Annotated in this window: 27 protein-coding genes; 8 read left to right on the top strand and 19 right to left on the bottom strand. The window is 39.5% G+C overall.

Annotated features, from left to right (window positions below):
* Nucleotides 1-13: 13 nt before the first annotated feature.
* A complete protein-coding gene (locus QXS89_04740; GenBank protein ID MEM3831483.1) occupies nt 14-817 on the top strand; it encodes a hypothetical protein in 804 nt (267 codons plus the stop codon).
* Between the two features lies 1 nt (nt 818).
* On the opposite strand, the gene QXS89_04735 is transcribed toward QXS89_04740, so the two are convergent.
* Nucleotides 819-1,316 carry a hypothetical protein gene (locus tag QXS89_04735; protein MEM3831482.1) on the bottom strand — a complete coding sequence of 166 codons (498 nt, stop codon included), beginning with the start codon at nt 1,314-1,316 and terminating at the stop codon, nt 819-821.
* Nucleotides 1,317-1,662: 346 nt separating this feature from the next.
* Between QXS89_04735 and QXS89_04730 the strand changes: the two genes are divergently transcribed.
* Nucleotides 1,663-2,154 carry a hypothetical protein gene (locus QXS89_04730; protein MEM3831481.1) on the top strand — a complete coding sequence of 164 codons (492 nt, stop codon included), beginning with the start codon at nt 1,663-1,665 and terminating at the stop codon, nt 2,152-2,154.
* Between the two features lie 229 nt (nt 2,155-2,383).
* On the opposite strand, the gene apgM is transcribed toward QXS89_04730, so the two are convergent.
* Nucleotides 2,384-3,664: a 2,3-bisphosphoglycerate-independent phosphoglycerate mutase gene (apgM, locus tag QXS89_04725; GenBank protein ID MEM3831480.1), complete on the bottom strand. Its 1,281-nt coding sequence runs from the start codon at nt 3,662-3,664 to the stop codon at nt 2,384-2,386.
* A gap of 525 nt (nt 3,665-4,189) precedes the next feature.
* Between apgM and QXS89_04720 the strand changes: the two genes are divergently transcribed.
* On the top strand, nt 4,190-5,029 hold the full coding sequence (locus QXS89_04720; protein MEM3831479.1) for a class I SAM-dependent methyltransferase: 840 nt from the start codon (nt 4,190-4,192) through the stop codon (nt 5,027-5,029).
* A 37-nt stretch (nt 5,030-5,066) separates the two neighbouring features.
* Here the strand turns inward: QXS89_04720 and QXS89_04715 are convergent, their stop codons facing one another.
* On the bottom strand, nt 5,067-5,495 hold the full coding sequence (locus QXS89_04715; protein MEM3831478.1) for a hypothetical protein: 429 nt from the start codon (nt 5,493-5,495) through the stop codon (nt 5,067-5,069).
* Nucleotides 5,496-5,765: 270 nt separating this feature from the next.
* On the opposite strand from QXS89_04715, the gene hypF reads away from it, so the two are divergent.
* The gene (gene hypF, locus QXS89_04710) at nt 5,766-8,087 is read left to right on the top strand and encodes a carbamoyltransferase HypF (GenBank protein ID MEM3831477.1); all 2,322 of its coding nucleotides are present in this window, start codon (nt 5,766-5,768) and stop codon (nt 8,085-8,087) included.
* On the opposite strand, the gene QXS89_04705 is transcribed toward hypF, so the two are convergent.
* From QXS89_04705 to QXS89_04665, 9 genes are all read right to left on the bottom strand, one after another.
* Nucleotides 8,045-9,892, bottom strand: a complete 1,848-nt coding sequence (locus QXS89_04705; protein ID MEM3831476.1) for an AMP-binding protein — start codon at nt 9,890-9,892, stop codon at nt 8,045-8,047. The genes hypF and QXS89_04705 overlap by 43 nt on opposite strands.
* Complete coding sequence (locus QXS89_04700) at nt 9,870-10,466, bottom strand: MBL fold metallo-hydrolase (protein ID MEM3831475.1); 597 nt, start codon at nt 10,464-10,466, stop codon at nt 9,870-9,872. Before QXS89_04700 ends, QXS89_04705 begins: the two co-directional genes overlap by 23 nt.
* Before the next feature lie 20 nt (nt 10,467-10,486).
* A complete protein-coding gene (hypE, locus tag QXS89_04695; GenBank protein ID MEM3831474.1) occupies nt 10,487-11,542 on the bottom strand; it encodes a hydrogenase expression/formation protein HypE in 1,056 nt (351 codons plus the stop codon).
* Between the two features lie 5 nt (nt 11,543-11,547).
* On the bottom strand, nt 11,548-11,787 hold the full coding sequence (locus tag QXS89_04690; GenBank protein ID MEM3831473.1) for a HypC/HybG/HupF family hydrogenase formation chaperone: 240 nt from the start codon (nt 11,785-11,787) through the stop codon (nt 11,548-11,550).
* A 20-nt stretch (nt 11,788-11,807) separates the two neighbouring features.
* Nucleotides 11,808-13,001 carry a hydrogenase formation protein HypD gene (gene hypD / locus QXS89_04685; GenBank protein MEM3831472.1) on the bottom strand — a complete coding sequence of 398 codons (1,194 nt, stop codon included), beginning with the start codon at nt 12,999-13,001 and terminating at the stop codon, nt 11,808-11,810.
* Nucleotides 12,982-13,758, bottom strand: a complete 777-nt coding sequence (locus QXS89_04680; protein MEM3831471.1) for a P-loop NTPase — start codon at nt 13,756-13,758, stop codon at nt 12,982-12,984. Before QXS89_04680 ends, hypD begins: the two co-directional genes overlap by 20 nt.
* Nucleotides 13,758-14,150, bottom strand: coding sequence for a hydrogenase nickel incorporation protein HypA (gene hypA / locus QXS89_04675; GenBank protein MEM3831470.1), 393 nt, complete (start codon nt 14,148-14,150; stop codon nt 13,758-13,760). The genes QXS89_04680 and hypA overlap by 1 nt, the downstream gene beginning before the upstream one ends.
* A 129-nt stretch (nt 14,151-14,279) precedes the next feature.
* Nucleotides 14,280-14,801, bottom strand: a complete 522-nt coding sequence (locus QXS89_04670; GenBank protein ID MEM3831469.1) for a NifB/NifX family molybdenum-iron cluster-binding protein — start codon at nt 14,799-14,801, stop codon at nt 14,280-14,282.
* A 30-nt stretch (nt 14,802-14,831) separates the two neighbouring features.
* Nucleotides 14,832-15,110 carry a hypothetical protein gene (locus QXS89_04665; GenBank protein MEM3831468.1) on the bottom strand — a complete coding sequence of 93 codons (279 nt, stop codon included), beginning with the start codon at nt 15,108-15,110 and terminating at the stop codon, nt 14,832-14,834.
* A gap of 21 nt (nt 15,111-15,131) precedes the next feature.
* Here QXS89_04665 and QXS89_04660 point away from each other — a divergent pair, with 21 nt between their 5' ends.
* The 3 genes from QXS89_04660 (at nt 15,132) to tenA (ending at nt 17,988) form a co-directional block, all read left to right on the top strand.
* Nucleotides 15,132-15,560, top strand: a complete 429-nt coding sequence (locus QXS89_04660; protein MEM3831467.1) for a hypothetical protein — start codon at nt 15,132-15,134, stop codon at nt 15,558-15,560.
* Nucleotides 15,561-15,627: 67 nt separating this feature from the next.
* Nucleotides 15,628-16,791, top strand: coding sequence for an MFS transporter (locus QXS89_04655; GenBank protein ID MEM3831466.1), 1,164 nt, complete (start codon nt 15,628-15,630; stop codon nt 16,789-16,791).
* Between the two features lie 522 nt (nt 16,792-17,313).
* Nucleotides 17,314-17,988: a thiaminase II gene (tenA, locus tag QXS89_04650; protein MEM3831465.1), complete on the top strand. Its 675-nt coding sequence runs from the start codon at nt 17,314-17,316 to the stop codon at nt 17,986-17,988.
* Nucleotides 17,989-18,105: 117 nt separating this feature from the next.
* Here tenA and menA read toward each other — a convergent pair whose 3' ends face one another.
* The 6 genes from menA to QXS89_04620 form a co-directional block, all read right to left on the bottom strand.
* A complete protein-coding gene (gene menA / locus QXS89_04645; GenBank protein MEM3831464.1) occupies nt 18,106-19,038 on the bottom strand; it encodes a 1,4-dihydroxy-2-naphthoate octaprenyltransferase in 933 nt (310 codons plus the stop codon).
* Nucleotides 19,039-19,088: 50 nt separating this feature from the next.
* On the bottom strand, nt 19,089-19,565 hold the full coding sequence (locus QXS89_04640) for a peroxiredoxin (protein ID MEM3831463.1): 477 nt from the start codon (nt 19,563-19,565) through the stop codon (nt 19,089-19,091).
* 111 nt (nt 19,566-19,676) lie between these two features.
* On the bottom strand, nt 19,677-20,636 hold the full coding sequence (locus QXS89_04635; protein ID MEM3831462.1) for an ABC transporter ATP-binding protein: 960 nt from the start codon (nt 20,634-20,636) through the stop codon (nt 19,677-19,679).
* Nucleotides 20,620-21,615: an ABC transporter ATP-binding protein gene (locus tag QXS89_04630; GenBank protein ID MEM3831461.1), complete on the bottom strand. Its 996-nt coding sequence runs from the start codon at nt 21,613-21,615 to the stop codon at nt 20,620-20,622. The genes QXS89_04635 and QXS89_04630 overlap by 17 nt, the downstream gene beginning before the upstream one ends.
* Nucleotides 21,596-22,432, bottom strand: a complete 837-nt coding sequence (locus tag QXS89_04625; protein ID MEM3831460.1) for an ABC transporter permease — start codon at nt 22,430-22,432, stop codon at nt 21,596-21,598. The genes QXS89_04630 and QXS89_04625 overlap by 20 nt, the downstream gene beginning before the upstream one ends.
* A gap of 10 nt (nt 22,433-22,442) precedes the next feature.
* Nucleotides 22,443-23,453 carry an ABC transporter permease gene (locus tag QXS89_04620; GenBank protein MEM3831459.1) on the bottom strand — a complete coding sequence of 337 codons (1,011 nt, stop codon included), beginning with the start codon at nt 23,451-23,453 and terminating at the stop codon, nt 22,443-22,445.
* Between the two features lie 84 nt (nt 23,454-23,537).
* On the opposite strand from QXS89_04620, the gene QXS89_04615 reads away from it, so the two are divergent.
* On the top strand, nt 23,538-25,094 hold the full coding sequence (locus QXS89_04615) for an ABC transporter substrate-binding protein (protein MEM3831458.1): 1,557 nt from the start codon (nt 23,538-23,540) through the stop codon (nt 25,092-25,094).
* A 69-nt stretch (nt 25,095-25,163) separates the two neighbouring features.
* On the opposite strand, the gene QXS89_04610 is transcribed toward QXS89_04615, so the two are convergent.
* Nucleotides 25,164-25,418: hypothetical protein (locus QXS89_04610; GenBank protein MEM3831457.1), on the bottom strand; the 255-nt coding region annotated here is incomplete at its 5' end.

Below are 25,418 nucleotides of genomic sequence, written 5' to 3'. Positions count from 1 at the left end.
CGGTGTTATCGCTGTGCCTAGATATGTTAATGGTGTTAAGATTAAGAGGTATTCTGATGCTATTAATCTCGTGCTCATGAGATACCCGAGCTATATGAAGATTCTTGATTTCATTCTAAGACCTGTTCCCGTGATCCCTTATGAGTTTATTCGTAGAATTATAAGACCTTCCAGAATTCCATGTAGTGAAACTCCAGAGGATCTATATAAGGATGCAGTAGATCTTCTCACCATACTTTCTGGAAGAGGGCTTCATCCTCTTATTAGCGGTAGCATGATCTACTGTGCTTCTAATCCTAAGAGTGATATAGATCTTGTGTTTTACAAGCATGATAGAAGAGATCTAGAGGTTCTACTAGATCTAGAGAGGGAGAAAGTTATATCTAGATTAGATGATGAGGATATCAAGAGAATAATAGGTGAAGTTGGTGAGAAACCTGATCCTGCTACTCATACTATTCTCTTACGTAGATCTATTCATGAACATAGGTTCAGGGGGAGAATTGTATCGCTTAGATTTGTTTCATGTGATGAGAGTATTAGAAGAATTATATGTTCTAGAATACATAGAACGAGCTTTTTCTCAGGATCTCTAGAGGTATCAGAAGATTCACATGGTTATCATACTCCTTCAATATATATGGCTAGAGATCTTAATTCAAGCGAGACTATTATACTCTACTCTCATAGAATTAGATACGCTAGTCTAAGAACTGGAGATGTGATCAGGTGTGAGGGGGTTTTAGAGTATGATGAAAGAGGTTTGAGAAGATTAAATCTAGATCTTTCTGAATGCTATTTTGAGAGAAGCTCATAGATCATATTATCTTGAGAATTTCTTCTAGATATCTTGAGAGGTACTCTAGATTTCTAAGAAGCTCTTCTTCATAAGATTTGTCTAGGAGAAATCCTCTTGAGATTCTTTCAGCTATATTAGATATAGTATATAGCACACTTTCTACATGAGCTTTAATATTTAAACATCCTCTCACATTCTCAGGTAGATTCTCAAGTTCTCTGAGGAATTCTGGTACTGTTTTTAGGATCTCGGAAGCTCTCCCACTTATTTCTCCTGAACCTGTTTTTCTAAGCATGTTGGCAAGCTCTCTGGATCTATAGAGTATTTTCTCAATAGACTCCCTAGATCTGATGAGATCCTTCATAACGTTTTCAATATAGGATCTAGCTTTCTCAATCTCTCCTCTTGATATATAATACTCATATCTTCTCACCTGAGGCAGGCATGATAGTTGTGAGAGAATTCTAAGAGAATGGTAGAGTTCTGAGTCCGAAGTCTCTTGAGACGCTTGAGACATCAAAAGAACACCAAAGAAGAATTCCGGTAACCGATTATAAATATTATGAAGAAGAATAGATCTAGGATATCCAAATTAGGAGATCACAGTAATAGTTTTAAGCATAAGAGCTGAATTTAAAATATTAAGGTGTTACCATACGATAGAAATATCTACAGGAATTCAGACTGCAGAAACCCAGATAGTTTTTAAGCAGTTATGTGACTGGCGTTTTATTAATGCTAATAAGGTGATTCTGTTCTCCTCAATTGTTTTAGAATCATGGGTGTAGTATATAAAATCTTTGTAAGAATAGTATTATTAGATAGAACCGGGAGTAGTAGAAATCTGGAAGAGGGCTTATAAAATGAGCTTCACGGGTGATGGTGTCAGAAGATTTTCGATAGATCTAGAGTATTATAAAGAATTTCTAAATATTATGAGATCTAATCCTGAGAAGATCTTAGATGAGTATAGTGCTTTTGTAAGTGATAAAAGAAATCTGATGATCTATAGTGATGCTATTGTTAGAGATGGTGAAGAGATTCTGTTTAAAGGTGAGATGATATTTACATCGCCTTCTATCTCGTCTATGAAGTATTTATTTCGTGAGAATGGTGAGAATATTATGAGCGTGAGCATATACGTATCAAGAGGTCCTAGAGAGCCTGATAAGTTTATAGTAGAGATCAGAGGTGTTATTTACAGAGAGTTATATGGGAGAGGACTAGAAAGATTGAAGAAATTATTGAATATAGTGAGCAGAAGGATAGAGGATCTGATGCTCGGAAACTCTCAGCATATTGATAAAGTCTCTCTCCTGGAGAATTCTTCGGAAGATAGAGTGAAGAAGATCTAGCAATGAATCTCTAGACTGCTCTGCATAGGTTCTAGATATACTCTAGATATCTAGGATTATGATTATCTTCTCTACCTATAACTCTGCTGATAGATTCTCTTATGAATATCTTTGTCCTCTGATAATATCTTCAGAAAAAATTTTTACATCCCGAAAGCTTCGTTCTTTAGAGTGAGGAGGAGTTCGGACTCGATCACTTTTTCCGCTATATGGGAAACTCGTGGATAAGCTAGATCTTGAGATGTTTCTGGATAATGCTTGGAAGCATGTTCCACCCATGTTCGTAGACTCCTAGAGATCCTCTCATGCAGTTTCTCTCGCTGAAGATTGTTATCCTATCAGGCTCTATACCGGGTGTGTAGAATAGCACTGGTACTGGGTCGTCTGTATGAGATCTTCTAGATGGAGGTGTTGCGTGATCTGCTGTGACTATCATTGAGATTTTTTCTAGAACCTCTTCTAATACTGGTGTTATAAAGTATCTATCTATATCTTCGATTCTTTTCTTCTTAAGCTCGAAATCTCCATCATGACCCGGCTCGTCAGGTCCTTTAAGATGGATGTATACTATGTCATTATCTTTTAACATCTTGAGTGTTTTCTCAAGCTTGTCCTCATAGTTTCTCCTAGGATCTTCTATGTATTCTAATTCTAATGTTTTAGCACCGAAGATTCTTCCAAGACCTACTTCAACAGGCATCTCAGCTAGAACTGCGAATCTTGCTTCATATCTCTTTTCAAGAGGCTCGGGCTTCGGGATCCTCCCGCCAGCGTCTCTGAGAAGTATTACGTTGGCTGGAGGTGCTCCTCTCTCTCTTCTAATCTTATTTATAGGATGTTTATCGAGTTTCTCTATAGAGAGCTCTATAAATCTATTTGTAAGCTCCGCGGCAATTCTAGCTTCCTCAGAATCTTCAAGAGCTTTCACGTGTTTTAGATAGGGTTCGTAAGATGGTGTGGCAATGCTTATAAGACCTCTTCTCTCGTAAGCTGGATCGCTGTTGCTTACTAAGGGCGACAGCTTACGACTTCTACTACCTATTATAACCACAGCTCTATGACCTATAGAAGCTCTCACTCTAGCATAACCATCGTAAATCCCTAGATCCAGTCCATCAAGAGTTTTAGCAAGTTCTACAGCTTCATCTCTACTAATACTTCTCCCAGCTCTTCTATCTATGATTCTTCTAGTAGAAGGATCTATTGTAGCAAAATTAGCTCTGAAAGCTATCTCATAATCTTCTCTAAGCCCCAGCCCTATTCCAACAGCTTCTATAGGTCCTCTCCCAGTATAAATCTCATGAGGATCATATCCTAGAAGAGATATAACAGCTTCATCACTCTCAGGAGCAATACCCCTACCAAGAACATACATAACACCACACACACTCTCTCTAGCAAGCCTGTCCAAACCAGGTTTGCTAGCCTTCTCAAGAGTAGTATAAGGATCACTAATACTATCAGCAGCACCATCCAGAACAACATATAAAAGCTTACTTCTCAAACCCAATACATTCACCAGAATAAGATAGTTAAACAAATATTAAGCAAAAGATCTTAGAAACAAACAAAACCAGAGAAAACATTAAAGAAAATGCCAGAAGCCAGCTGAAAATAAAAATCACAAGCAGAAGAAAAAACACATTATTATCATATACAATATAAACATAGAAAGAGAAGAACTCTAACAAGACTGCAATCAAATGTTAATATAAAATAATTAAAAAAATCACCAAACACAGATCAAATACCATCAGATCTAAGCATAAATATCCAGAAAACAAATATATTACACGGCCCGGCGGCATAGGTATATAGTAGATTCATCATATAATCATATGATCATGATATATATGATATATGAAGACGGCACGGGTCTACGTGGGGGAAACTCTGCGTAGATCCGCGCTGTCTTCATATATCATATATATCATGATCATATGATTATATGATGAATCTACTATATACCTATGCCGCCGGGCCTTTTTATTTTTCTTCTTATTTTCTTCTGATATTTTCTTTTATGGGGTTTTTATTGGGTTATGGTGATCTTGAGAGGTATTATAGTATTATTGGTTGGGATGAGGATCTTGATAGAGGTTCTGGTCTGAAGAGGTTTCAGGAGGCTTATGAATCTTTTTCTATTTTGTTTGAGCATGAGTGGTTTAGAGATCTTCTTTCTAGGAGGAGAAGGTTTAGGATTGTTGATGTTTGTGGTGGTTCTGGGATTGGTGGTATTGCTATGGCTAAGCTTCTTCTTGATAGAGGTTTTGAGTATGATCTTATAGTTAATGATCTCAGGTTTTCAGCTCTTGAGAAGGCTAGGATCTATAGTAGGGCTTATCTTGGTAGAGAAGCTGATGTGATAAGAGATGATGCTTTAAATCTCTATAAGCATGTTAGAGAAGCTGATATAGCTCTCATATATGGTTTTTCAACACCTCATTTCGATGTGTATCAAATGATACATCTTATAGGAGGATTATCAAGAGTCTTAGGCTTAGAAGGTGTTCTGGTTATCGAGGATTATGATAGGATCTGGTCTTTGTATCAGCAGAGAGATTTTAGAGATGTATCTCTAGAGAGTAGTAAGAGAGGAGGATTTGTGTTATCCGGCCACATAGCCTATGATCCTTTTAGAGGTGTTTTTAAGAGGATTTTCATAGATCTAAGTACTATGGATAGAGTTGCTCTAGAATTCAGATTATGGGATCTAGCCGGTCTACTTTCGATATCATGGTTTTTCTTCTCAGAGATAGACTTCATAGAAACAGGTTCCGGGTATAGAGGCTTTATACTTGCCAGAAGATCTAGAGGTATAGATCCTGATCAATATCTTGTCAAGCCTAAGATATCTAGGAGAATGAGAACTTGAATCTATCATTAGCTGCTAGTATGATTTATATAGAGCTTTAAGGCTTAAACTCGTTAGGGAAATAGAGTAGAAATTGTTCTTCAAGATATCTGAGGATACTCTCAAGAGCATGATAATCCGGCCTGCTACTTCTCTCGTTGAATCTACATAGGATCTTCATAATATACTCATTACCAGATATCCTCATGAAGCTTATGATGAGATCTATTATCTCACCTTTAATACCGTGAAAAGTTATTCTAAGAGGTTCTTCTAGTCTTTTGAAAACCTCTATATCTCCTCTGAAAATCTCATTATCACCAAATCTGATCGAGGCTTTTATAATCCTAAGATATCTTTCTTCAGCAGATCCTTCTACACCTTCATAATATAATGCTATAATCTCTGGATCTCTGAGTATTCTATCTATGAAACTCCTAGGATCACCCTTAAACCTATAGATTCTCTCAATAGACATACTACTCATAGAAAAACACCTCAGAAAACCTCCTAGAAAAAACTCATCACTCAAAAACCCTATAAACCTTCCACTATGCGAATACTCTAAAGAGAAGAGCTTAAGAAATGATATGGTAGAGCATTTTATAGAGCTCTCTTAACCAGGCTGAATACGAGAAGAAACATAGATTCAAGAGAGAAGTTTTTAAGCTTGCTAGAGCATATCATAGGATTTTATTTAGCTACAGAATAAGTTAGGCTGTGATTCTAATCTATATAGGGTGTCGTTATAAAAGCCTTGAGAATAAGAATCTCAGGAATCGTACAAGGAGTAGGTTTCAGACCTTTTATCTATAGAATTGCTTCTAAAAATAATTTGAAAGGATACGTCGTTAACAAGGGAGGTGCCGAGGTTGAGATATTCGTCGAAGGCGATGACAAGGATATAGAAAGCTTCTTAAGATCTCTAGAAGTTGAAAAACCTCCTCCAGCATTCTACGAGGAAGTGATCGTAGAGGAGGAAACTCCCAGAGGTTATAGAGATTTCAGCATTCTCAAAAGCATTCATGATAAGGATATCAGGAGCATGATACCACCAGACATAGGTGTGTGTCACTACTGTGCCAGCGAGATCCTAGAGTCTGGAACTAGGTTCAGCGGTTATTACTGGAATAGCTGCGCCTGGTGTGGTCCTAGATACTCTATGATGTATAGAACTCCTTATGATCGTGAGAACACATCGATGGCCAGATACAAGCTTTGTAGTGATTGTGAGAGAGATTATAAAGATCCTGAGAATCTAAGAAGATTTCATGCTCAAGGGATCAGCTGTTCTAGATGTGGTCCTAGAACTTATGTGTATACATCCAAAGGTGAGAAGATCAATATTAGAGAGAGCGAGATCATAGATTTCATATCCAGAGAAATACTGAGAGGATCTATAGTAGCTGTTAAAGGTGTCGGAGGATATCACATAGCAGCACTAGCGTCAAGAGATGACGTGGTTCTAGAGCTTAGAAGAAGAAAGAGAAGACCTTACAAACCATTTGCTCTGATGGTGAGAGATCTAGAGGTAGCTGAAAAGATAGTATTTCTAAATGATAGAGCTAGAGAACTTCTCCAATCACCTCAGAAACCAATAGTAGTGCTACCTAAGAAGAGAAGCTCTCTAGTATCAGAGTATGTAGCTCCAGGACTTTCAAGTCTAGGTATAATGCTTCCATACACAGGCTTTCAAATTCTCCTCATGAGAAGCATTCCAGAGGGTTTTCTGATAATGACCAGTGGAAATTCTCATGGAAGACCTATGTGTACTAATCTCGAGTGTGTTCTGAGAGAGCTGAGTTCAATCGTTGACTACATCGTTGAACATGATAGAGAGATCGTTCATAGAGTTGATGATAGCGTGATAAGATTCACCGATGGAGAACCTGTTTTTCTAAGAAGATCAAGAGGCTACGCACCTACATGGATTAGAACATCTCTTAGAATAAGAGATCTAGTTGCTGTAGGAGCAGAACTTCAAGTAGCTGGAGCAGTAGGCTTCGACGACAAGATCATTCCAACACAATTCATAGGAGATCTCGATGATCCTGGAAATCTAGAGGATCTAGAGAGAGAATTAAAATGGCTTCTTGAAACATATGATCTAAGACCTGAAGCAGTTGCTCTAGATATGCATCCAGGATATCATAGCAGAGATATTGCCAGGAAGATCTCGAGAGAGTATAATGCGAAGCTAGTCGAAGTACAGCATCATCATGCTCACATAGCTTCTCTAATGATTGAAGAAAGATATGAACTTGATGAAAGAGCTATAGGAATAGCTATAGATGGAACAGGCTACGGAGTTGACGGAGGTATATGGGGTGGAGAGATTCTCATAGCAGGATATAGAGAGTTTAAAAGAGTTGGAAGTCTGAGATCTTTTAATCTACCTGGAGGAGATTCTTCAGCTATTTATCCTGTGAAAACTCTTATAGCTCTTATGACGGGTTTAGGCTATTCATGGGATGAGATTCATAGGATTCTGAATAGAAACAGACTCATAGAATCTCTTCCACACGGAGTTCAAGAAGCTGAGATAACACATGTTCTATCAAGCAGAGGCATGGGTGTGAAGACTAGTAGCATGGGTAGAGTTCTAGATGCATTCTCAGCATTACTAGGAGTATGCAGTCTGAGAACATATGAAGGAGAGCCTCCTATAAGACTTGAAGCTGAAGCTGATAGAGCTGAGAAGGTTCTTGAAGAACCTTATATAAGGATCTTCTCTTCAGATGGACTGCTAGTAGTTGATATAAGAGATCTTCTCGAATGGGTTCTCGACAAGATCGAGAGAGAAGAGAGAAGCTCTATAGCTCTCGCAATACTTAAAAGCCTTGGATCCTCTCTAGCGAGAATCGCTATAGATAGTATGAGAGGTCTTAGAATCTCTAGAAACGAGATATTAGTCTCAGGAGGTGCAGCTGTGAACAGCTACATAATAAGAGGTATTAGAGAGATCGCTTCTGAAGAAGATGTTATGGTCAGGATTAACAGAAGTGTTCCACCAGGTGACGGAGGTATTGGAGTAGGTCAGATCGCTGTGGCATCAGCTTTGCTAGAAGAATCATCATGAGACTTCTTAACTATTACATCCCTAGGCTCTGCAATAGCTCCAATACTTTCTCTGATGATTCTCCTAAGATCTTTTTCTCCTAGTTCTTCATATACTTCAACTACATATGATTCAAATCTTAGATCATCATATAATCTTTTGATTCTGAAACTCTTTAGATTCGCGATCTCTCTGAGAACTCTCTCTATCGCTCCAGGACTGATCCTATATCCACTGATCTTCATCACACCATCATATCTTCCTAGAGGATATATATTCATATTCTCACTCATTATAGCAAGATCTCCTGTCTCATAATATCCTCTCGCCCATCTCAATGAAAAGTCTTCAGGATACTCTATAGGCATCGAAGGCCATGGACTTCTTATTATCATCATACCTGGGCTTCCTCTTATAGGATTCCCATTCTTATCAACTACATCAATATGAAAACCAGGGATCGGAGGACCTACAGATCCTGGTGAGAGTTCTGTGAACACATAATTTATAAGACTTCCTGTAGCAAAAGATCCTATCTCGCTTTGAATATAGAGATTCACAACAGGAATCCTCCCACTAAATTTCTCCGGAACAGATGTTATAAAAGCTCTACTCCCCGTGCCAACATACCTATAGCTCCACTCCCACACCTCAGTCTCAAGTGGTTCAGCTGTCACGAGAATAGCTTTCAAAGTATCGAATCTATAGATCTTCAGAGGTTCTGGAGTGTTTCTTCTAAGCATTCTAAGAGCACTTCCCGTTGTTAGGAAGAGGGTTACAGAGTACCTCTCTATAATATCCCACCATCTATTCCAGCTAGGCTGGTCAGGCCCTCCCTCGTAGAATACTATCGTGGATCCTATCATGAGAGGTCCGAAGAACTGGTAGGAGATTCCTGTAATCCATCCAGGCCATACTGTGCAGAAATAAGTATCATGAGGTCTTAAACCGATCCATTTACTTGTAGCGTAGACTTGTACGAGAAATCCTCCTACCCCGTGTGTTAATGGTTTGAAATCTTCTACATATCCTGTGTGAAGTCCTATCAAAGGATCTCTTGAGTTTAGAATTGCGGGATCTTTTTCATGCTTAGATCCTCTTATTAGATCCTCGTAGTAGACTATTCTATCATCTTTATAAGCTTTCTCAATTCTTCTCACTAAGAATATATTCTTGATCTCCAGCTTCTCAACGCTTCTAAGAATGTTACTCAGAAGATCTATAGATCTTCCTCTTCTAGTAAATCCATCTACAGAGATTATATGTCTAGCTCTTCTACCCATGATCCTCTTTCTAATCTCGTAGTAGCCGAAGCCTGTGAATATAAATTCTACTGGAGCTCCTATTCTCATTAGAGCTAGGAATATCTCGAGAGATTCTATCGAGGGGGTTACATACATTATAACCCATTCTCCTCTTCTCACACCATAATCTTCTAAAGCTCTAGCTATGACACTAGATCTCTCGTAAAGATCCTTGTAGAATGATATCCTAACACTACCATCCTCACTCTCCCAGATCACAGCAGGCTTGCTCCACACCCATTTATCTCTGTGCTTCTCGATAAGATTATAATACACGTTAATCTCGCCATCTACGAACCATCTAGTATTAAGACCTTCGCCTTCGCATGTTTTCCTCCATTTTCTACTCCAAGCAAGTTTCTCAGCTTCTCTACCCCAGAAACTACATGGATCTCTAACCGACTCCATATAGATCTTCTTATAGTATTCTAGATCCACTACCTTATACCTAGCCACAGGAGGTGTGTAGAGATTCTCTGAATGAAATCTTCTAATGAGATCATCCAGATCTTTCTCTTCCAAGAAGCACCACCTGAGTATATGGCTGAGCCATGTCTCTAAAGATATAGAAGCTATCTATATCCTGAAAATGAATAGGAATAGATATAGAGGGGCGAAGAGATCTCACTACTTCTACAGCTTCTTCTGGTGTGTATACTCCCAACCCTTCTATAGGTATTATAAGAACATCCACACCTCCTCTAACACTTGATAGAATATCTCTAGAGAGATCACTATCTCCCGTATGATATATCCTCAGATCACTTTCTACGATAAAACCAGCTCCAGATCCTCTGGAATGATACTCAGGATATCTCCAGCTAAACGCTTCTACAGATTCCACGATGAAGTGATCTGATATCTTAATTCTTTCACCAATCTTAATCTTATTCCCATAGAAGAGACTGTAGATCCTATCTGAAAATCTCTCTAGCAGAATACTATCAGGAGAATGTCTCGGATGATTGTGAGTGTATAGTATATAATCACATTGTAGAGGGTAGAGAATGTCTATGCATAATCTCTCTCCTCCGTATACTATCTCTACTCCCGCGAAATCTCTTAGTTTTAGAATTGTATCTCTAATTCTTATCATATGAATCAAACTATTCAGCCCTAGCATATTCTCGGAATAAGCTCTCCTCTGGGAGGATCCACTATTCTAACTCCTCCCACACTTGTTCTCATTATAACCCTACCCTTATACCTTTTCTCACTTCTAACCTCTCCAACGATTCTAGCATTAGGATAGCCTATCTTTCTTATAAATGAAATAAACTCTTCAGAGATAGAGGGATCTACTGAGAATACCGCCACACCCTCACTAGCTAGATATAGAGGGTCTATCCCTAGCATCTCAGAGTATCTTCTCACAGGATCTCTTATCGGTATCTCGTCTTCATCTATATATATCACATGTTCAGAATCTCTAACCCACTCGTTGAGAACACCTGCTAAACCTCCTCTAGTAGGATCTCTCGCTGCATGTATGTATTCTGAATACTTCTCAAGAACAGGCTTCATAAGACTTGTAAGAGGTTTAACATCGCTTCTAATCCTACTCCTCTCTAAAGTCTCAGGATCTTTTGCTAGACCCATTCTATAGAGCATTATAATAGCTCCGTGATCTCCTACGTAATCTGATACTATGATCTTATCTCCAGGTTTTATGCTGTCTATTATCAGTCTTCTGGCAAGACCTAAGGCTACGGTATTTATGATAATTCCATCAAGCTCTCCTCTGGGCATCACCTTGAAATCTCCTCCTACTAGAGCTACTCCCTCAGATCTGAGGATCTCAATAAATGATCCTATGATTCTCTCGAGATCTCTCATAGGAAAACCTTCTTCGATAACAATAGAATCCATAATAGCTATAGGAATACCACCCATCATAAGAACATCATTAATAGAGCCTGAAGCCGCAAGCATTCCAATATCACCTCCGGGGAAGAAGAGAGGTTTAACAGTGTAGGAGTCTGTGGAAATCACAAGATACAGATCATCACTGATCTTGATCCCAGCACCATCATCAGGCATATCAATACCTACACCTTCATCTCCGAATCTCTTGAGCTTTGAATCGATTCTAGAGAATATAAGTTTCTCGAGAAGTTCTCGCATCTCGACTCCTCCAGATCCGTGAGCTAGTCTAATGAATTCTCCTGACATTTTCTTCACTCCTCATTCTGATCTTTGAGAAGAGCTTCTACATACTCCATATGCTCTCTAAGATCTTCTTCAGATATCTTTGATATTATAACTCCTGCATGCACTATAACAGTATCTCCTTCTCTAATCTCCTCATCAGAGATCCCTATAACAACCTCATGATCAATACCATCTCCAAAGTCTACTAATGCTCTGATCCTGTCTTCTAAGACTCTTCTAACAATAGCAGGAACACCCCAGCACATTATGCAAAGCCTCCATATACTTATCTACTCTGAAAACTATATCTAGCCCATATAGCACAAGCACCCTCCATGGAAACCATGCAAGGTCCGTAAGGTTTCTCAGGAGTACATGCTCTCATGAAGAGAGGGCAGTCTATAGGTTTTGCCTTTCCCAGCACAACTTCAGCACATCTACAGGCTTTCGGAAGATCATAGCTCCATTTCTCAGGCTTTAGATCCTCTATAGAATGTCTCTCTAGAGCATCATACATCTTATACTCTCTTCTAATTCTAAGACCGCTGTAGGGTATGAATCCTATGCCTCTCCAAGCGTCGTCAGATGCTTTGAATGTCTTATAAATAGCTGACTGAGCCCCTAGATCTCCATGCCATGAAAGAGCTCTCTCATACTCTATATAGACACCATATTCTCTTCTCACATATCTTCTCAGAATCTCTGCTATGGCAGCTAGAACGTCTATGGGTTCGAATCCTGCGACAACTACGGGGATCTCGAAATTCTCAGCAACAGGAGTCCAAGCCTTAGCACCTACTATAGTTGAAACATGTCCTGGAGCTATAACACCTGCTATGGGAGGTTCTGTAGGCTTCTCCTGGAGTATCTCGAGAGAGTAGAACATTGCTGGTGGCGTGAGCTTCACCAGGCTTAGAATACTTAGGTTCTCGGGGATCTTCTCAGAGATCATAAGTCTAGAATATCCTGGAGCAATTGTTTCAAAACCTACTGCTAGAAACACTGAATCTCTCCTCTGGCGAGATGCATCAATGATGGCATCTGTAAAACTACTTACAACTCTAACATCAGCTCCCAAAGCTTTCGCCTCTTCAAGAGAATAAGATTTCTCAACAGGTCTGAGAGTTCTGAGTCTGAAAACATCTCCATAAGTATATACTCTCGTACCCTGTAGAGATAGCTCTATAGCTTTCTCGATATAGTATGAAGGAGTCACGCAGACAGGACATCCTGGTCCTGCTACGAGTTCTATATTCCCGGGCACGAGACTTCTGAGTCCGTATCTCACTATGCTCCATTCATGTGTTCCACAGAAATTCATGATTTTAATCCTATGATCCTCTCCATAGTCTTTTCTAATCCTATCACTCAAAGATCTTATCATATCAATTATTCTTCTAGCTAGATCTCTATCTCTTCTAAAGATCTTCTCAATATAATTTATGTAACCCCAGGAGCTGTCAAGATCTTCTGCTTTCAATTATTTTTAGAACCTCTCTCACTATTTCTCCGATTTCTTCGTATGCTTTAGTTCTCTTAAGATCATTTATAGATCCTATGGCTTTCTCGATCTCGGGATCTCTTCTCATAAGTCCTAGAATTCTGATATCTTCTATAGAAGCTGTTTCAAAGAATGTCTTCTTAAGATCCTCCTCCTCTGAGATCATGTTTAAAACCACTCCAAGTGGTTCTATGCGGATCTCTTTCATATATTTATAGAGATTGATCGTGGGTTTTATAGAGAGTTTGCTGAGGATAGATACGAGAATAGGATTTGAGATCCTGCCTAAAGTATTAGATAGCTCTAGAATAACATCTGAAAAACCTGGTGGAGTATCTATGAGAAGAAAATCTATGTAGCCCCATAAAGTTATGCTCATAAGCTCTCTGAAAGCGTTCACAAGATCCATACCTCTCAGAGGAGTCGGTCTTTCTCTCGTGTAGTAGGCGAGTGTCATGAGTTTTACACCCTGGATCTCGGGTGGTACTACTCCTCTCTCCTCCTCAGGCTTTATAGTGTCTAGATCAACTCCTAGGACCGTATGTATAGATGGATTGGTGAGATCCAGATCTAGAATACCTGTTCTGAAACCTCTATCTCTAAGTTTTAGAGCTATGAGAGCTGTCACAATAGTTTTACCCACACCACCTTTATAGCTTGCTACGGGGATCACATGTTTCACATTTCTAATCCTCTCTCTAATGATGCTAAGTCTAGGATCCTTTATAGCTGTCACTACTCCACCACCACTTCCTCTAGATAAACACCTCTTCCACTGATGATCTCGAAGTCTCCGGAGTTGCATCGAGGACATCTTATATAGGAGTGCACAGCTTCTGGTATGAAATGAATCATCTCTATGATCTCTTCACCCAGCTTACTTATATCTGGTTTCCACTCAAAGCCGCAGGATCTGCATAGAAGGGTTAAGGGTATCTTTCTAACATGAATCGATACATTCTCAAGACCGTTAAGCTTGAAAAGTTCTTTCAGAGAGAATAGGAGAATATTCTCATCAATATTCTGAAGCTCTCCTAAACCTATTCTAATCTCTCTAATCTTCTTATCACTATAGATATCAATAACATGTCTTACCACGGCTTCTGCAAGAGCCCACTCGTGAACCATTAAATCACCATCTCTATAATATATCTCTCGTGCATAATAACCGAGACTATCTCCAGATCTTTTGAATAAAGATTTTGAGAAAAATAAGAGTGATATAAAGATATTCTACTGATCTAGAGAATCTAAGAGCTAGTGATGCTCTTCATATTCATGCTCATGCTCATGAATCCACGGCTCTTCAACTTCTTCTATCAAGCCTTCGGAGAATGATCTGAGAGCATCCTCAACTCTTATAAGCTCTCTAGAAGAGGAGAGTCTATATATCTTAACGCCATATCTTTTCAAAATATTGAAAGCTCCTTCACCTATCTCAATCACTATTACAGCATTCACTCCTCGTGGAGCTATGATATCTGTTATAACCCTACCTCTTCCATGTCTCAGCATAGAATACGGGTTTTCAACTACATCCAGGATCTTAAAACTTTTTTCAGAGATCTCTGCAAAAGCTATATACGGTGCTCTTCCAAAGTGAGGGCTAACATATAGAATATCACCAGATCTTATGACAGGTATGGCTACTAGTAATTCTAACACCTCTATTATAACCTCTATACCTCTATATATACTTACATCTATACCTGTAGAAGTAGAGCTCTTCCTCTTTAAAAACTCTATCAAGAGAGAGGATTCAGATCTTATGCTTTTCAAACGTGTAGAGTTAACGCTATCGCTATACAGCTATTTAGCTTTTCTGATTCTTAGAACTAGTATTAATAAGATCCATAGGATTAATCCTGCGAGAACCATTACAAGTCCTAGTAGAGAGCTTCCCACAGGATCTGAGAACGTTTCACTAGGTATGAATTCTCCTTCTGCTATGTAGCTCCACAGCCAGTCTACTGCGACCATTATCGTGGCTCCCCACAGTATTAGTACTAGATATTTAGAGTAGTCTCTCCTACTGAAATATACTGCTGTAGCTGTTAGCGAAGCTGCTAGAAGAGGGATCAACCACATTAGAGTGCACCTTTTGATAGTATGGTGCACAAATATATAAGTCTTGGTGTCAACATTATAGAAGGGTTAAACCTTATGGCGTGTTTTCTAGCTCCATTAACTGCGGCAATAGCTCTTACAATATTTCAGAGAAGAGTAGCTAGGTCTCTGAGTGAGAGGCTTAAGTTGTGGATTTTAACCACGATTCTATGGGGAGGAGCCATACTTCTAGCTCTTGAGCATGCATGGCATGGAGAGATAGTTCCATACCCACCATTTCTAACAGCGATGAGAAGTCCATCAGATGTAGCTACAGCTCTTCATGAGATTTCTACAGCAGGTGTTAGCATGGTGCTAGCCTCAGTAGGTGTTTGGAGCGGTGTCTTAGGCTTCGAAAAACTTTTAAGCTCTAGCATATCTCTCGCGAATCGACTGAAGTTTGGAAGGATCTATCTGAGACATCAGTCTTAAGAGATCTTTCCAACAATGTTTTTAATCAATATCGTTTTTTAAGCTTTCTACTTTTGAGTATTGAAGGGTGTGTGAGACGAATAGAAAGATACTTCTGGTTTTTCTTCTACTAGGCTTCGTATCTCTTCTCGCTGACATGGTTTATGAGGGAGCTAGATCTGTTAGTGGAGCTTTTCTAGAGTATCTGGAAGCACCTTCCATAGCATCAGCAGTCATAGGCTCCGGAGAACTTCTAGGCTACATACTAAGATTCGTGAGCGGTCTCGCAGCATCATACATGGGATCATCAGCAGTTCTCTGGAGCTTTATAATAGCTGGCTATGCTATGAATGTTCTAGTCCTACCATTTCTAGCCTTTGCAACTACCTGGAGTTTTGCGGTATCACTCTATCTCGTGGAGAGAATTGGGAAAGGTCTTAGAACTCCTGCTAGAGATGTTGCTCTCGCCGAGGTCACAGAAGATCTTGGTAGAGGTAAGGGTTTTGGAATTCATGAAGTTCTAGATCAAGCTGGTGCTCTCGGAGGACCTCTCCTCGTAGCATTCATGCTGGCTAGATATGGTTATCCTAGTGCTTTTCTAGTACTCGTAGTACCAGGCTTAGCAGCCATGATACTTATTCTAACGGCATGGAGGCTGTATCCTAGAATTAGAAGTGTTGATACCTCTAGTAGAGAGATCTCTTTCAGAGGTTTGGAGAGGAGATTCTGGATCTATACGATATCAATGATGTTTCAAGCATTAGGCTTCATACACTGGGCTATAGTATCTTATTTCCTAAAATACTGGGGTGTTCTAGGAGATGCTGAGATAGCAGTATTATACGCGATAGCTATGGGGGTTGACGCCTTAGTAGCGTTTCCAATAGGTTATCTCTATGACAGGATTAAATTCAGAAGTCTCTATATAGCTCCGATAACGACAATGTTCATACCAATACTCCTTGTACTCAGAACACCTCAACTCGCGTATGTGATGGCGGCTTTCTGGGGTGTTGTTATGGGGATCTCAGAGACTATAATGAGAGCATCAATTGCAGATATAATGAGCGGAAGTAAGCTGGCACTAGCATACGGGGTATTCGGACTTCTATATGGAGTGGCATGGACTGTAGGAGGCTTCATAGTAGCACCCTTGCTAGAGATATCAGTAGAATCAGCAGTACTATACGTGGTAATATCACAAATAATATCAGTTGCGATGATCTTCAGATTAAACACCTTATCTCATTAAAATCTCAGATACATTCTAAATATAATAAAAGAATCTATATATGCAGGTTTACAACCTGAAGCCTCATCCTTTAGGACCGGTGTCGGCATCTAATCATGTCCTTAACAGGGGTAGCTAACTAGTATTCTTGATACTCCTCTCCAGTACAACTACTCCACGGGTTTCCTCACAACCTAGGTTGATATAGTTCTTAACATGTTTCTCCCTTCTCTCAACCTCCTCCACCAGCTTTCTGAAGCCTTTTAACCTGTTTCTCTGATGCTTCGAAAGAGTAGGTTGATGAGATCTGGATCTTTCTTATTAAGAGAGATTTTCTACTAGAAGAAGTCTCAAGATCTTTAAGAAGAAATTTGAGTATCTGAAGCAGATCTATAGAATTCCTAAGCTTACTGCTTCTCTTAATCTCTTAAGCTTTTCAACTCTTCCGAACATGTTTAGAGAATCCCTCTCCTTCAGATCTTCTCTATAGACAGCCTATAGAGGTTTTATTAGGTCATTAATAGAGCATAGCGAGGGGTCTTTATGACAACCACTCCTACTCAGAGGTTATGGAGTGATATTGAAGATATTTTCAAAGCTATACTCGGTCATCCTTTCATAGAAGGTCTTACCAGAGGAGATCTCAGGCTTGAATCTTTCAAGTACTATGTGATCCAGGATTCATTGTATCTTAGAGACTTTGCAAGAGCTCTTGCAAGACTTTCAGCTAGATCTAAGAAGGATGAGCTGATCTCTATATTTGCTGAACATGCGAGAACAGCTCTAGAATTCGAGAAAAACCTACACAGATCATTTTTCGCAGAGTGGGGGTTGAGAGAGGAGGATGTATTAAAAACCCCTCAATCTCCGGCTAACTACGCCTATACAAGTCATCTTCTTAGAACAGTTTCTGAGGAGAGCTATGAGGAGGCTATAGCAGCAGTTTTACCATGCTACTGGATCTATCTAGAAGTCGGAAGACATCTGGAGAAGAAAGGATCTCCTAATCCTCTGTATAGAAGATGGATAGAAACATACTCATCGCAGACATACGAATCAATAGTAGAAGCCGTTCTAAGAATAGCTAATGAAATACTGTCGAAAGCCGATGAAGAGAATTGGATGAATATTAAGAGAGCTTTCAGAATAAGCTCCATATACGAGTACCTATTCTGGGACTCAGCATACAGACTTGAGAACTGGGTTTTCGAATTATAAAGAAAGATTAACCCAACCCTTCCTCACCTCAGCTTCTCAGATAGCAGGATCCCCATGGTTAAATGTTTGGAAGATCTTTCTAATCTAATTCGCTCGGAAAAACTCTCTATACTCGGGTTATATTATAATTGATATAGCTAGAGAGATTATGAAGAGTATTGAGTATGATAAAACCAGCCTAGCCGTCCTCGGATCCATGTCTAGAGGCGTGTTCTCAGCTCTTATATCTCTACATAACTTCAATGCTTGGAATACTGTGAGCATTGTTATCATGCTTACAAGAGGTAGGAGTCCTAACACTATCATGGCAAACGTGATCACGTAGGCTGAGACAAGTAGTGAGATATATAGAAGTGATGCTCTTCTACGACCTAGAACCACTGCCAAAGTTCTGATCCCTGCAGCACGATCTCCTTCTATATCTCTTATATTGTTAGCGAGAAGAACCGCTGTGATCAAGAGTCCGAAAGGTATTGAAGCTATAATAGATTTAAGAGATATAAAGCCTGTCTGCACGTAGTAAGAGCCTATGAACATTAGAGGACCGAAGGCTAGGAACACAGCAGGCTCTCCAAAGGCTCTATATTTCAGATTCAGAGGAGGTCCTGTGTAGAGAAATCCAATAACTGCTCCTAGAAGACCTAGTGGGATGACCAGAGGTCTGTCAAGCACTATTGCTATGTAGGTTCCTATAGAGGATGCTACAAATCCTAGCAAGATGCTTGAAATCAGAAGAGTTCTGGGGTCTAGAATCCTTTCTATAAGAGGATGAGGTCTGTATACAGTAGTTCCAGTACCAGGTCTGTCAACCCCGTACATATGATCAAAGTAGTCGTTAAGCCAGTTAGCCATACCATGAAGCAGTACTACTCCTATGATAACTAGAAGCAGAGCTAGAATATTGATAGGATAGCCTTCGTAAGAAGCGTAGACTGAGCCTGCGACTAGGGTTGTAATAGTCATGGTAAAAGACCAAGGTCTTATAGATAGAAGTATAACACCAATAGATTTCGATCTAGTATTGCTGTTATTGGAACAGCATTCCGCCATTATAAGATCACCATCTCAAGAGTTTATAGATTCTTTAAGTATAATATGAGTTATCTCGTTACATCCTCTCTATCTTTTCCACTGATCTTCTTAAGCTCTTCGATTACCTCTTGAGCATGTTTCGAAGGATCTACTTTCCTCCAGATCTTCCTAATAACACCTTTATCATCTATTAGAAATGTAACTCTTCTAGCAATGCCCGCAACACCTCCTACACAGAATAATTTTATGATCTTGCTATCAGGATCTGCTAGCAGTCTGAATGGTAAGTTGTATTTCTCTGAGAATTTCTTTATATCTTCTATTTTATCTTTCGATACTCCTACCACGACAGCTCCTAAGGATCTTATACTTTCATAGTGATCTCTAAACCCTACAGCCTCAATAGTACATCCTCTAGTCATTGCCTTAGGATAGAAATAGAGTACTACTATAGATCCTCTGAGATCTGAAAGTCTAAAGATTCTTCCATCCTGATCTTGTAACTCGAAATCAGGAGCTAGATCCCCTACATCGGGGCATTTCAAGATAGCACACCACGATAGTATTTTAGAGGCTCTATATAAAATATCAGCCTAAAGAATCATGGCGTGGTTTAAAAATCTCTTAAAAAGATCCTTAAAATATAAGATGCGAATCTACTTCTCAGCATGCAGCCAGCATCTTACTATATGTCCTTTAGATATCTCGATCTCTGGAGGTTCTTTCTCTCTACATATATCCATAGCTAGAGGACATCGAGGCCAGAGTCTGCAACCTTTTGGAGGATTAGAAGGATCTGGTATCTCTCCTCTTAGTTCTATTTCTCTTATCCTTGTAAATGTTCTCATGAGTGGTATTGATGATATGAGTGCTATGGTGTAGGGATGCTGAGGATCTTCTAATATTCTTTTTGTCTCAGCTTGTTCTACCACCTGTCCTAAATACATTACGCTAATTCTATTACTTATAAGACCTGCCAGTACTATATCATGTGTTATGAACATGATCGACTGATTCAGTTTCTCCTTGAAAGATAGAAGAAGTTCTAAGATAGAAGCTCTTATAGAAAGATCAAGATTCGATGTAGGTTCATCAGCAACAATAAACTTGGGATTAAGAATCATAGCTCTAGCTATAGCAGCTCTCTGAAGCTGCCCACCACTGAGTTGTGTAGGTCTTCTCTCATAGAAAACAGAAGAAGGCATGAGACCTACTCTCTCAAGCATTTCAAGAACCCTTTCTCTAGCCTCTTCATCAGATATATTCTCATGAGTTAGAAGAGCTTCTTTAATAGATTCTCCCACGGTGTAGAAAGTGTTAAAACTCGAATAAGGATCTTGAGGTATTAGCTGCATGAATCTTCTTAAACCTCTTAATCTTCTCTCAGGCTCGTTTGTTATATCTCTACCCATGAAGAATACCCTCCCAGATGTAGGTCTATAGATTCTTATGGCAACCCTCCCCAGAGTAGACTTGCCAGAACCGCTCTCGCCAACAACTCCATGTATCTCACCTTCTTTGAATTCTATTGACACACCATCTACAGCTCTTATGATCTTCCTACGTCCCAGAGGTCCTAGCACAAAGTACATTCTAACTCTATCTAGAGAAACCATTTCTCCCAATATCCTCACCATATAGAAAGCATTTTACAATACGACCTCTATCTACAATCCTCTCATCAGGTTCTCTGATTCTGCATACATCCATGGCAAAAGGACATCTAGGATGAAATCTACACCCTCTAGGAGGATTAGTGAGATCCGGAGGATATCCTGGTATAGACTTCGGTATCTCTCTTAGATCAGGTCTGGGTATTGAGGCTATAAGACCCTGAGTATATGGGTGGAGAGGTTTTTCTACAATACTCTTCTTATCTCCTATCTCAATCAGCTGTCCAGCGTACATGACTCCTATTCTATCAGCTCTCTCGATAGCTATGGAGATATCATGGGTTATTAGTATAAATGAGGTTCTAAACTCTTTTCTGAGCTCGTCTATGAGATCTAGAACCTGTCTCTGAGAAACAACATCTAGAGCTGTTGTAGGCTCGTCAGCGATCACAACTAGAGGGTTGAGAGATAAAGCCATTGCAATTGCCACCCGCTGTTTCTGACCTCCGCTCAGCTGATGAGGGTATGAGTTTATATGAATCTTGCTCAAACCTACTCTGGTAAGATACTCTACAGCTCTTTCTCTCGCTCTCTCACTATCTATGCCGTGTTCCACTAGGAATTCTACGAATTGATCTAGAACTCTTCTCAGAGGATCTATTGTTGTAAAAGGATCCTGGAAGACTATAGAGATCTTAGAACCTCTAAATCTTCTCATACTCTCCTCATCTAGCTTCATCAGATCTACTCCATCTAGAACTACACTCCCGCTAACAATCTTACCAGGAGGAGGTATAAGTCTCATAAGAGCAAGTCCTAGAGTGGATTTACCAGAACCACTCTCACCAACGATAGCTAGAAGCTCTCCCGGGTACACGTCTAGAGATACTCTATCAACAGCTCTTACAACACCTCTTAAAGTAAAGTAGTGTACGGTAAGATCTCTTACTAGAAGTACTGGTTCAGCTTCTTCTTCTCTCATAGAGATCAGACACCCCCTCACTGATCATAGCCATGCCAAGAGCTAGTAGCGTTATCATGAGACCTGGGAAGAAGGTAAGCCACCAGTAGCCTGATAATATGAAGCCTCTCCCCTTATAAAGATCATAACCCCAATCTGGTGTGGGTGGCTGAACAGAGAGTCCTAGAAAGCTTAGAGAAGCTTCTGTGAGAACAGCATCAGCACTATTCATGCTGAATACAACCATGATAGTGGGTGTGAGATGAGGTAGTATATGTCTTAAGAGAATCCTGTGAACAGGTATTCCAAGCACTTTTGCTATCTCTATAAATGCTTCGTTTTTAATACTTAGAACCTGACCTCTTATCATTCTAAAATATGATGGTATGTAAACCACGGCAATAGCTATCGCAGCATTCAGAGGACCTGGTCCTAGTGCTACTGCAAGTGCTATAGCTAGTATGAGGCTTGGAAACGCGTATATAGCATCCATTGTGAAGGATAGAATTCTATCTATCAAACCTCCTGTATAGCCGCTTATCAGACCTAGTACTATTCCCACGGATGAGCTTATGAGAAGAGATAAGGATACCACCATTAGAATAGTTCTAGAGCCGTAGACGATTCTGCTCCACACATCATATCCTAGATTATCCGTGCCCATTATATGACTCCAGGATGGAGGTGCTAGCGGAGGTCCTGCGGGTCTTGTGGGGTCGTAAGGTGCTATTAGTTCTGAGAATAATGCTAGGAATACCACGAATAACACTATGATCAAACCAGAGATTATATATGGATTCATAAGATCTCTAATGAGAGATCTTATATTTACTCTCAAGAAGCTCACCTCAATATCTGATCCTAGGATCTATGAGTGAGTATAGTATATCAACTACAAGACTTATAACTCCTACGAAGAAAGCAAATACGATAACAACAGCTTGTATAGCTGGATAGTCTCTGTAGAAAACCTTATCAACGAGATAAGTACCTATCCCAGGCCAGTTGAATGTTGTTTCAGTAAGCACAGCACCTCCTAGAAGTAATGCGAATTGCAATCCGCTGTATGTGACCACAGGTATCATGACATGCCTGAACACATGTCTGCTAATCCTACTCTCGCTAATACCTCTAGATCTGTATGCTAGAACTATCTTAGAATTCAGCATAGATCTCATGTTATTTCTCACAAGCCTCATATAAGGACCGCTGAGAACAACTCCTAGAGTAATTGATGGGAGTATTATATGTCTTATAGAATCTACTAGAGCGTAAGGATCTCTATTTATTATAGAGTCTATTATGTAGAGACCTGTAGGTCCTCTGATTATAACACCTGGAGAAGTTCTCCCGTCTACAGGTAGCACTCCCAGCCATATTCCGAATACTATCTGAAGAAGCATTCCAAACCATGGTATGAATATGGCGTAGGTGAATGAACCGAATATTCTTGAGAATGCGCTTACAAGAGTACTACTACTTCTACCAGAGACAATACCTATGGAAACACCTATTAGAAGAGCTACTAATATCGATGCTATAGATAGTTCTATGGTTGCTGGAAGTCTTTCAGCTATATCCAATGCTATAGGTCTTCCTTGGATTATAAGTGAGGTACCCATATCACCTCTGATAAATCTATATAGATACTCGAAATACTGAACATAGAGAGGCTTGTCAAGACCCAGACTTCTTCTAATACTCTCAAGCTGTTCTGGCGGTATATTTTTCGTTCCAAGCACTGCCAGCACAGGGTCTCCGGGAAGTATTCTAAGCACTATAAAAACTATAGTGTATAGTATAAGTATTGTAGGAATTATGAGTAGAGATCTATATAGTATATACCTTGCTAAACTCATCTAATGCACCGACAATATAAGAATTGCAGAGAAGGGGAAAAAAGCATATATACTTAAAACTGAATTGAGTATCGAGGGTTGCATATGCTTCGAAGAAGTATACTGATCATAGTAGCTTTGATCGTTATCATAGTATTGGTAGCAGGTCTATTCCTCTTCTTCACACCTAGACCATCTCCACCTAGCCAGATTGTAATAGGTGTCACTGATAAGGTCACAGATCTAGATCCTGCTAATGCATACGACTTCTTCACTTGGGAGGTTCTCTCAAACATCATGGAAGGCTTATATAAATACAAGCCAGGCACTGCAGACCTTATTCCAGGTATTGCAACGAGTTATGAGATCAGAGATAATGGATATACATGGATTTTCCATCTCAGAGATAATGTTAGGTTCTGTGATGGAACTCCTGTGACTGCTCAGAATGTTGTTTGGAGTATTAAGAGAGTTATGTATATTAAGGGAGATCCTTCATGGCTTGTGACAGACTTCGTAGACGATGTAAAAGCTCTGGATAACTACACAGTAGAATTCAAACTAAAAACACCTGCAAGCTACTTCTTATCATTGGTAGCAACACCGCCTTACTTCCCTGTAAATCCAAACTATCCGTTCACGAATATATCTAGTGATGCTACGTGGGGTGGTGCTGGTGCTTACTGTATAAAGGATTTCAAGAGAGATGAATATATTGTTCTCGAGGCTAATCCATATTACTATGGTGAGAAGCCTAAGACTCAAACTATTATCATTAAATTCTATAGAGATGCTTCATCGCTCAGACTAGCTCTAGAGAGAGGTGAGGTTGATATAGCTTGGAGAACTCTCAGACCTACAGACTACGTGGATCTAATCAAGAGCGGGAAGTATAATGTTATTGAAGCTCCTGGAGGCTTCATAAGATATCTAGTCATAAATGTTAAAATGAATCCTACGAATGATGTTCTCGTTAGAAAAGCTATAGCAGCTGCTATCAATAGAACTGAGATCATCGAGAAAGTGTTTATGGGAACTATGCAACCTCTATACAGTATGGTTCCCAATGGCATGTGGAGTCATATAGATTCATTTAAAGAGCTATACGGTGTAGGACCTAATCTAACTCTTGCAAGAGAGTATCTGATGAGAGCAGGATATAACGAATCTAATAAACTGAAGATCGAGCTCTGGTACACTCCAACACATTATGGAGATACTGAAGCCGATGTAGCTCAGCTTATTAAGAGCCAGCTCGAGGCTACAGGGCTTATTGAGGTGACTATTAGAAGTAGCGAGTGGGCTACTTATGTGAGTCAGCTTAGAAATGGTCAGATGATGGTCTCGCTATTAGGATGGTATCCTGACTATATAGATCCTGATGATTATCTCACACCATTTCTAAAATCTGATGCCAATAAGTGGACTGGAACAGGATATGCGAATCCTACCGTAGACAGGCTTCTGGAAGAAGCTCAGAGCATAGCAGATCAAAGCCAGAGAGCAAGCATCTACGAGCAGGTTCAGAGAATATTAGCAGATGAAGCTCCCTACATACCCTTATTCCAAGGCTATCTAATAATAGTTGCTCAGAAGAATGTTGAGGGAATTCTAGTAGGACCTCCAATGCTTCTAACATACTCGACAATATATAAGAAGTAGTTCTAAACTCTTTTTAACAAAACAATGATCTTCTTTCCCCCCTTCTCTATATTATCTCACGGAAGAATCCTAGTTCTGGTATACCTGCTCTCTTGCTAATCTTCTTAGATTCTCTATTAAATGTCTAAAGATCATTATAGATCCTGATATTACCAGTATAAATGCGAGAAAGTTTAGATATGCATATCTATACTCCACATATTTAACATATATATCAACTATCGCCATACATCCATTTAATACACCGGCTTGAGAGTTTGCCGATGTTAATATTATCAGAGTTTCTAGTGTTATATTGTCTATTCTAATATCTTGATATGGTTG

The sequence above is a fragment of the Sulfolobales archaeon genome (assembly GCA_038881635.1).
Classification (GTDB): domain Archaea; phylum Thermoproteota; class Thermoprotei_A; order Sulfolobales; family AG1; genus WYEN01.
Note: the sequence above shows the minus strand (reverse complement) of the source record. Positions and strands in the feature narration are given on the sequence as shown.

Coding starts and splice junctions, on each gene's coding strand:
- QXS89_04735 (MEM3831482.1), bottom strand. CDS start 1,316: ATGTCTCAAGCGTCTCAAGAGACTTCGGACTCAGAACTCTACCATTCT.
- QXS89_04730 (MEM3831481.1), top strand. CDS start 1,663: ATGAGCTTCACGGGTGATGGTGTCAGAAGATTTTCGATAGATCTAGAG.
- QXS89_04715 (MEM3831478.1), bottom strand. CDS start 5,495: ATGAGTAGTATGTCTATTGAGAGAATCTATAGGTTTAAGGGTGATCCT.
- QXS89_04700 (MEM3831475.1), bottom strand. CDS start 10,466: ATGATAAGAATTAGAGATACAATTCTAAAACTAAGAGATTTCGCGGGA.
- hypE (MEM3831474.1), bottom strand. CDS start 11,542: ATGTCAGGAGAATTCATTAGACTAGCTCACGGATCTGGAGGAGTCGAG.
- QXS89_04690 (MEM3831473.1), bottom strand. CDS start 11,787: ATGTGCTGGGGTGTTCCTGCTATTGTTAGAAGAGTCTTAGAAGACAGG.
- hypA (MEM3831470.1), bottom strand. CDS start 14,150: ATGGTTCACGAGTGGGCTCTTGCAGAAGCCGTGGTAAGACATGTTATT.
- QXS89_04665 (MEM3831468.1), bottom strand. CDS start 15,110: ATGTGGTTGATCCCTCTTCTAGCAGCTTCGCTAACAGCTACAGCAGTA.
- QXS89_04660 (MEM3831467.1), top strand. CDS start 15,132: ATGGTGCACAAATATATAAGTCTTGGTGTCAACATTATAGAAGGGTTA.
- tenA (MEM3831465.1), top strand. CDS start 17,314: ATGACAACCACTCCTACTCAGAGGTTATGGAGTGATATTGAAGATATT.
- menA (MEM3831464.1), bottom strand. CDS start 19,038: ATGGCGGAATGCTGTTCCAATAACAGCAATACTAGATCGAAATCTATT.
- QXS89_04635 (MEM3831462.1), bottom strand. CDS start 20,636: ATGGTTTCTCTAGATAGAGTTAGAATGTACTTTGTGCTAGGACCTCTG.
- QXS89_04630 (MEM3831461.1), bottom strand. CDS start 21,615: ATGAGAGAAGAAGAAGCTGAACCAGTACTTCTAGTAAGAGATCTTACC.
- QXS89_04620 (MEM3831459.1), bottom strand. CDS start 23,453: ATGAGTTTAGCAAGGTATATACTATATAGATCTCTACTCATAATTCCT.
- QXS89_04615 (MEM3831458.1), top strand. CDS start 23,538: ATGCTTCGAAGAAGTATACTGATCATAGTAGCTTTGATCGTTATCATA.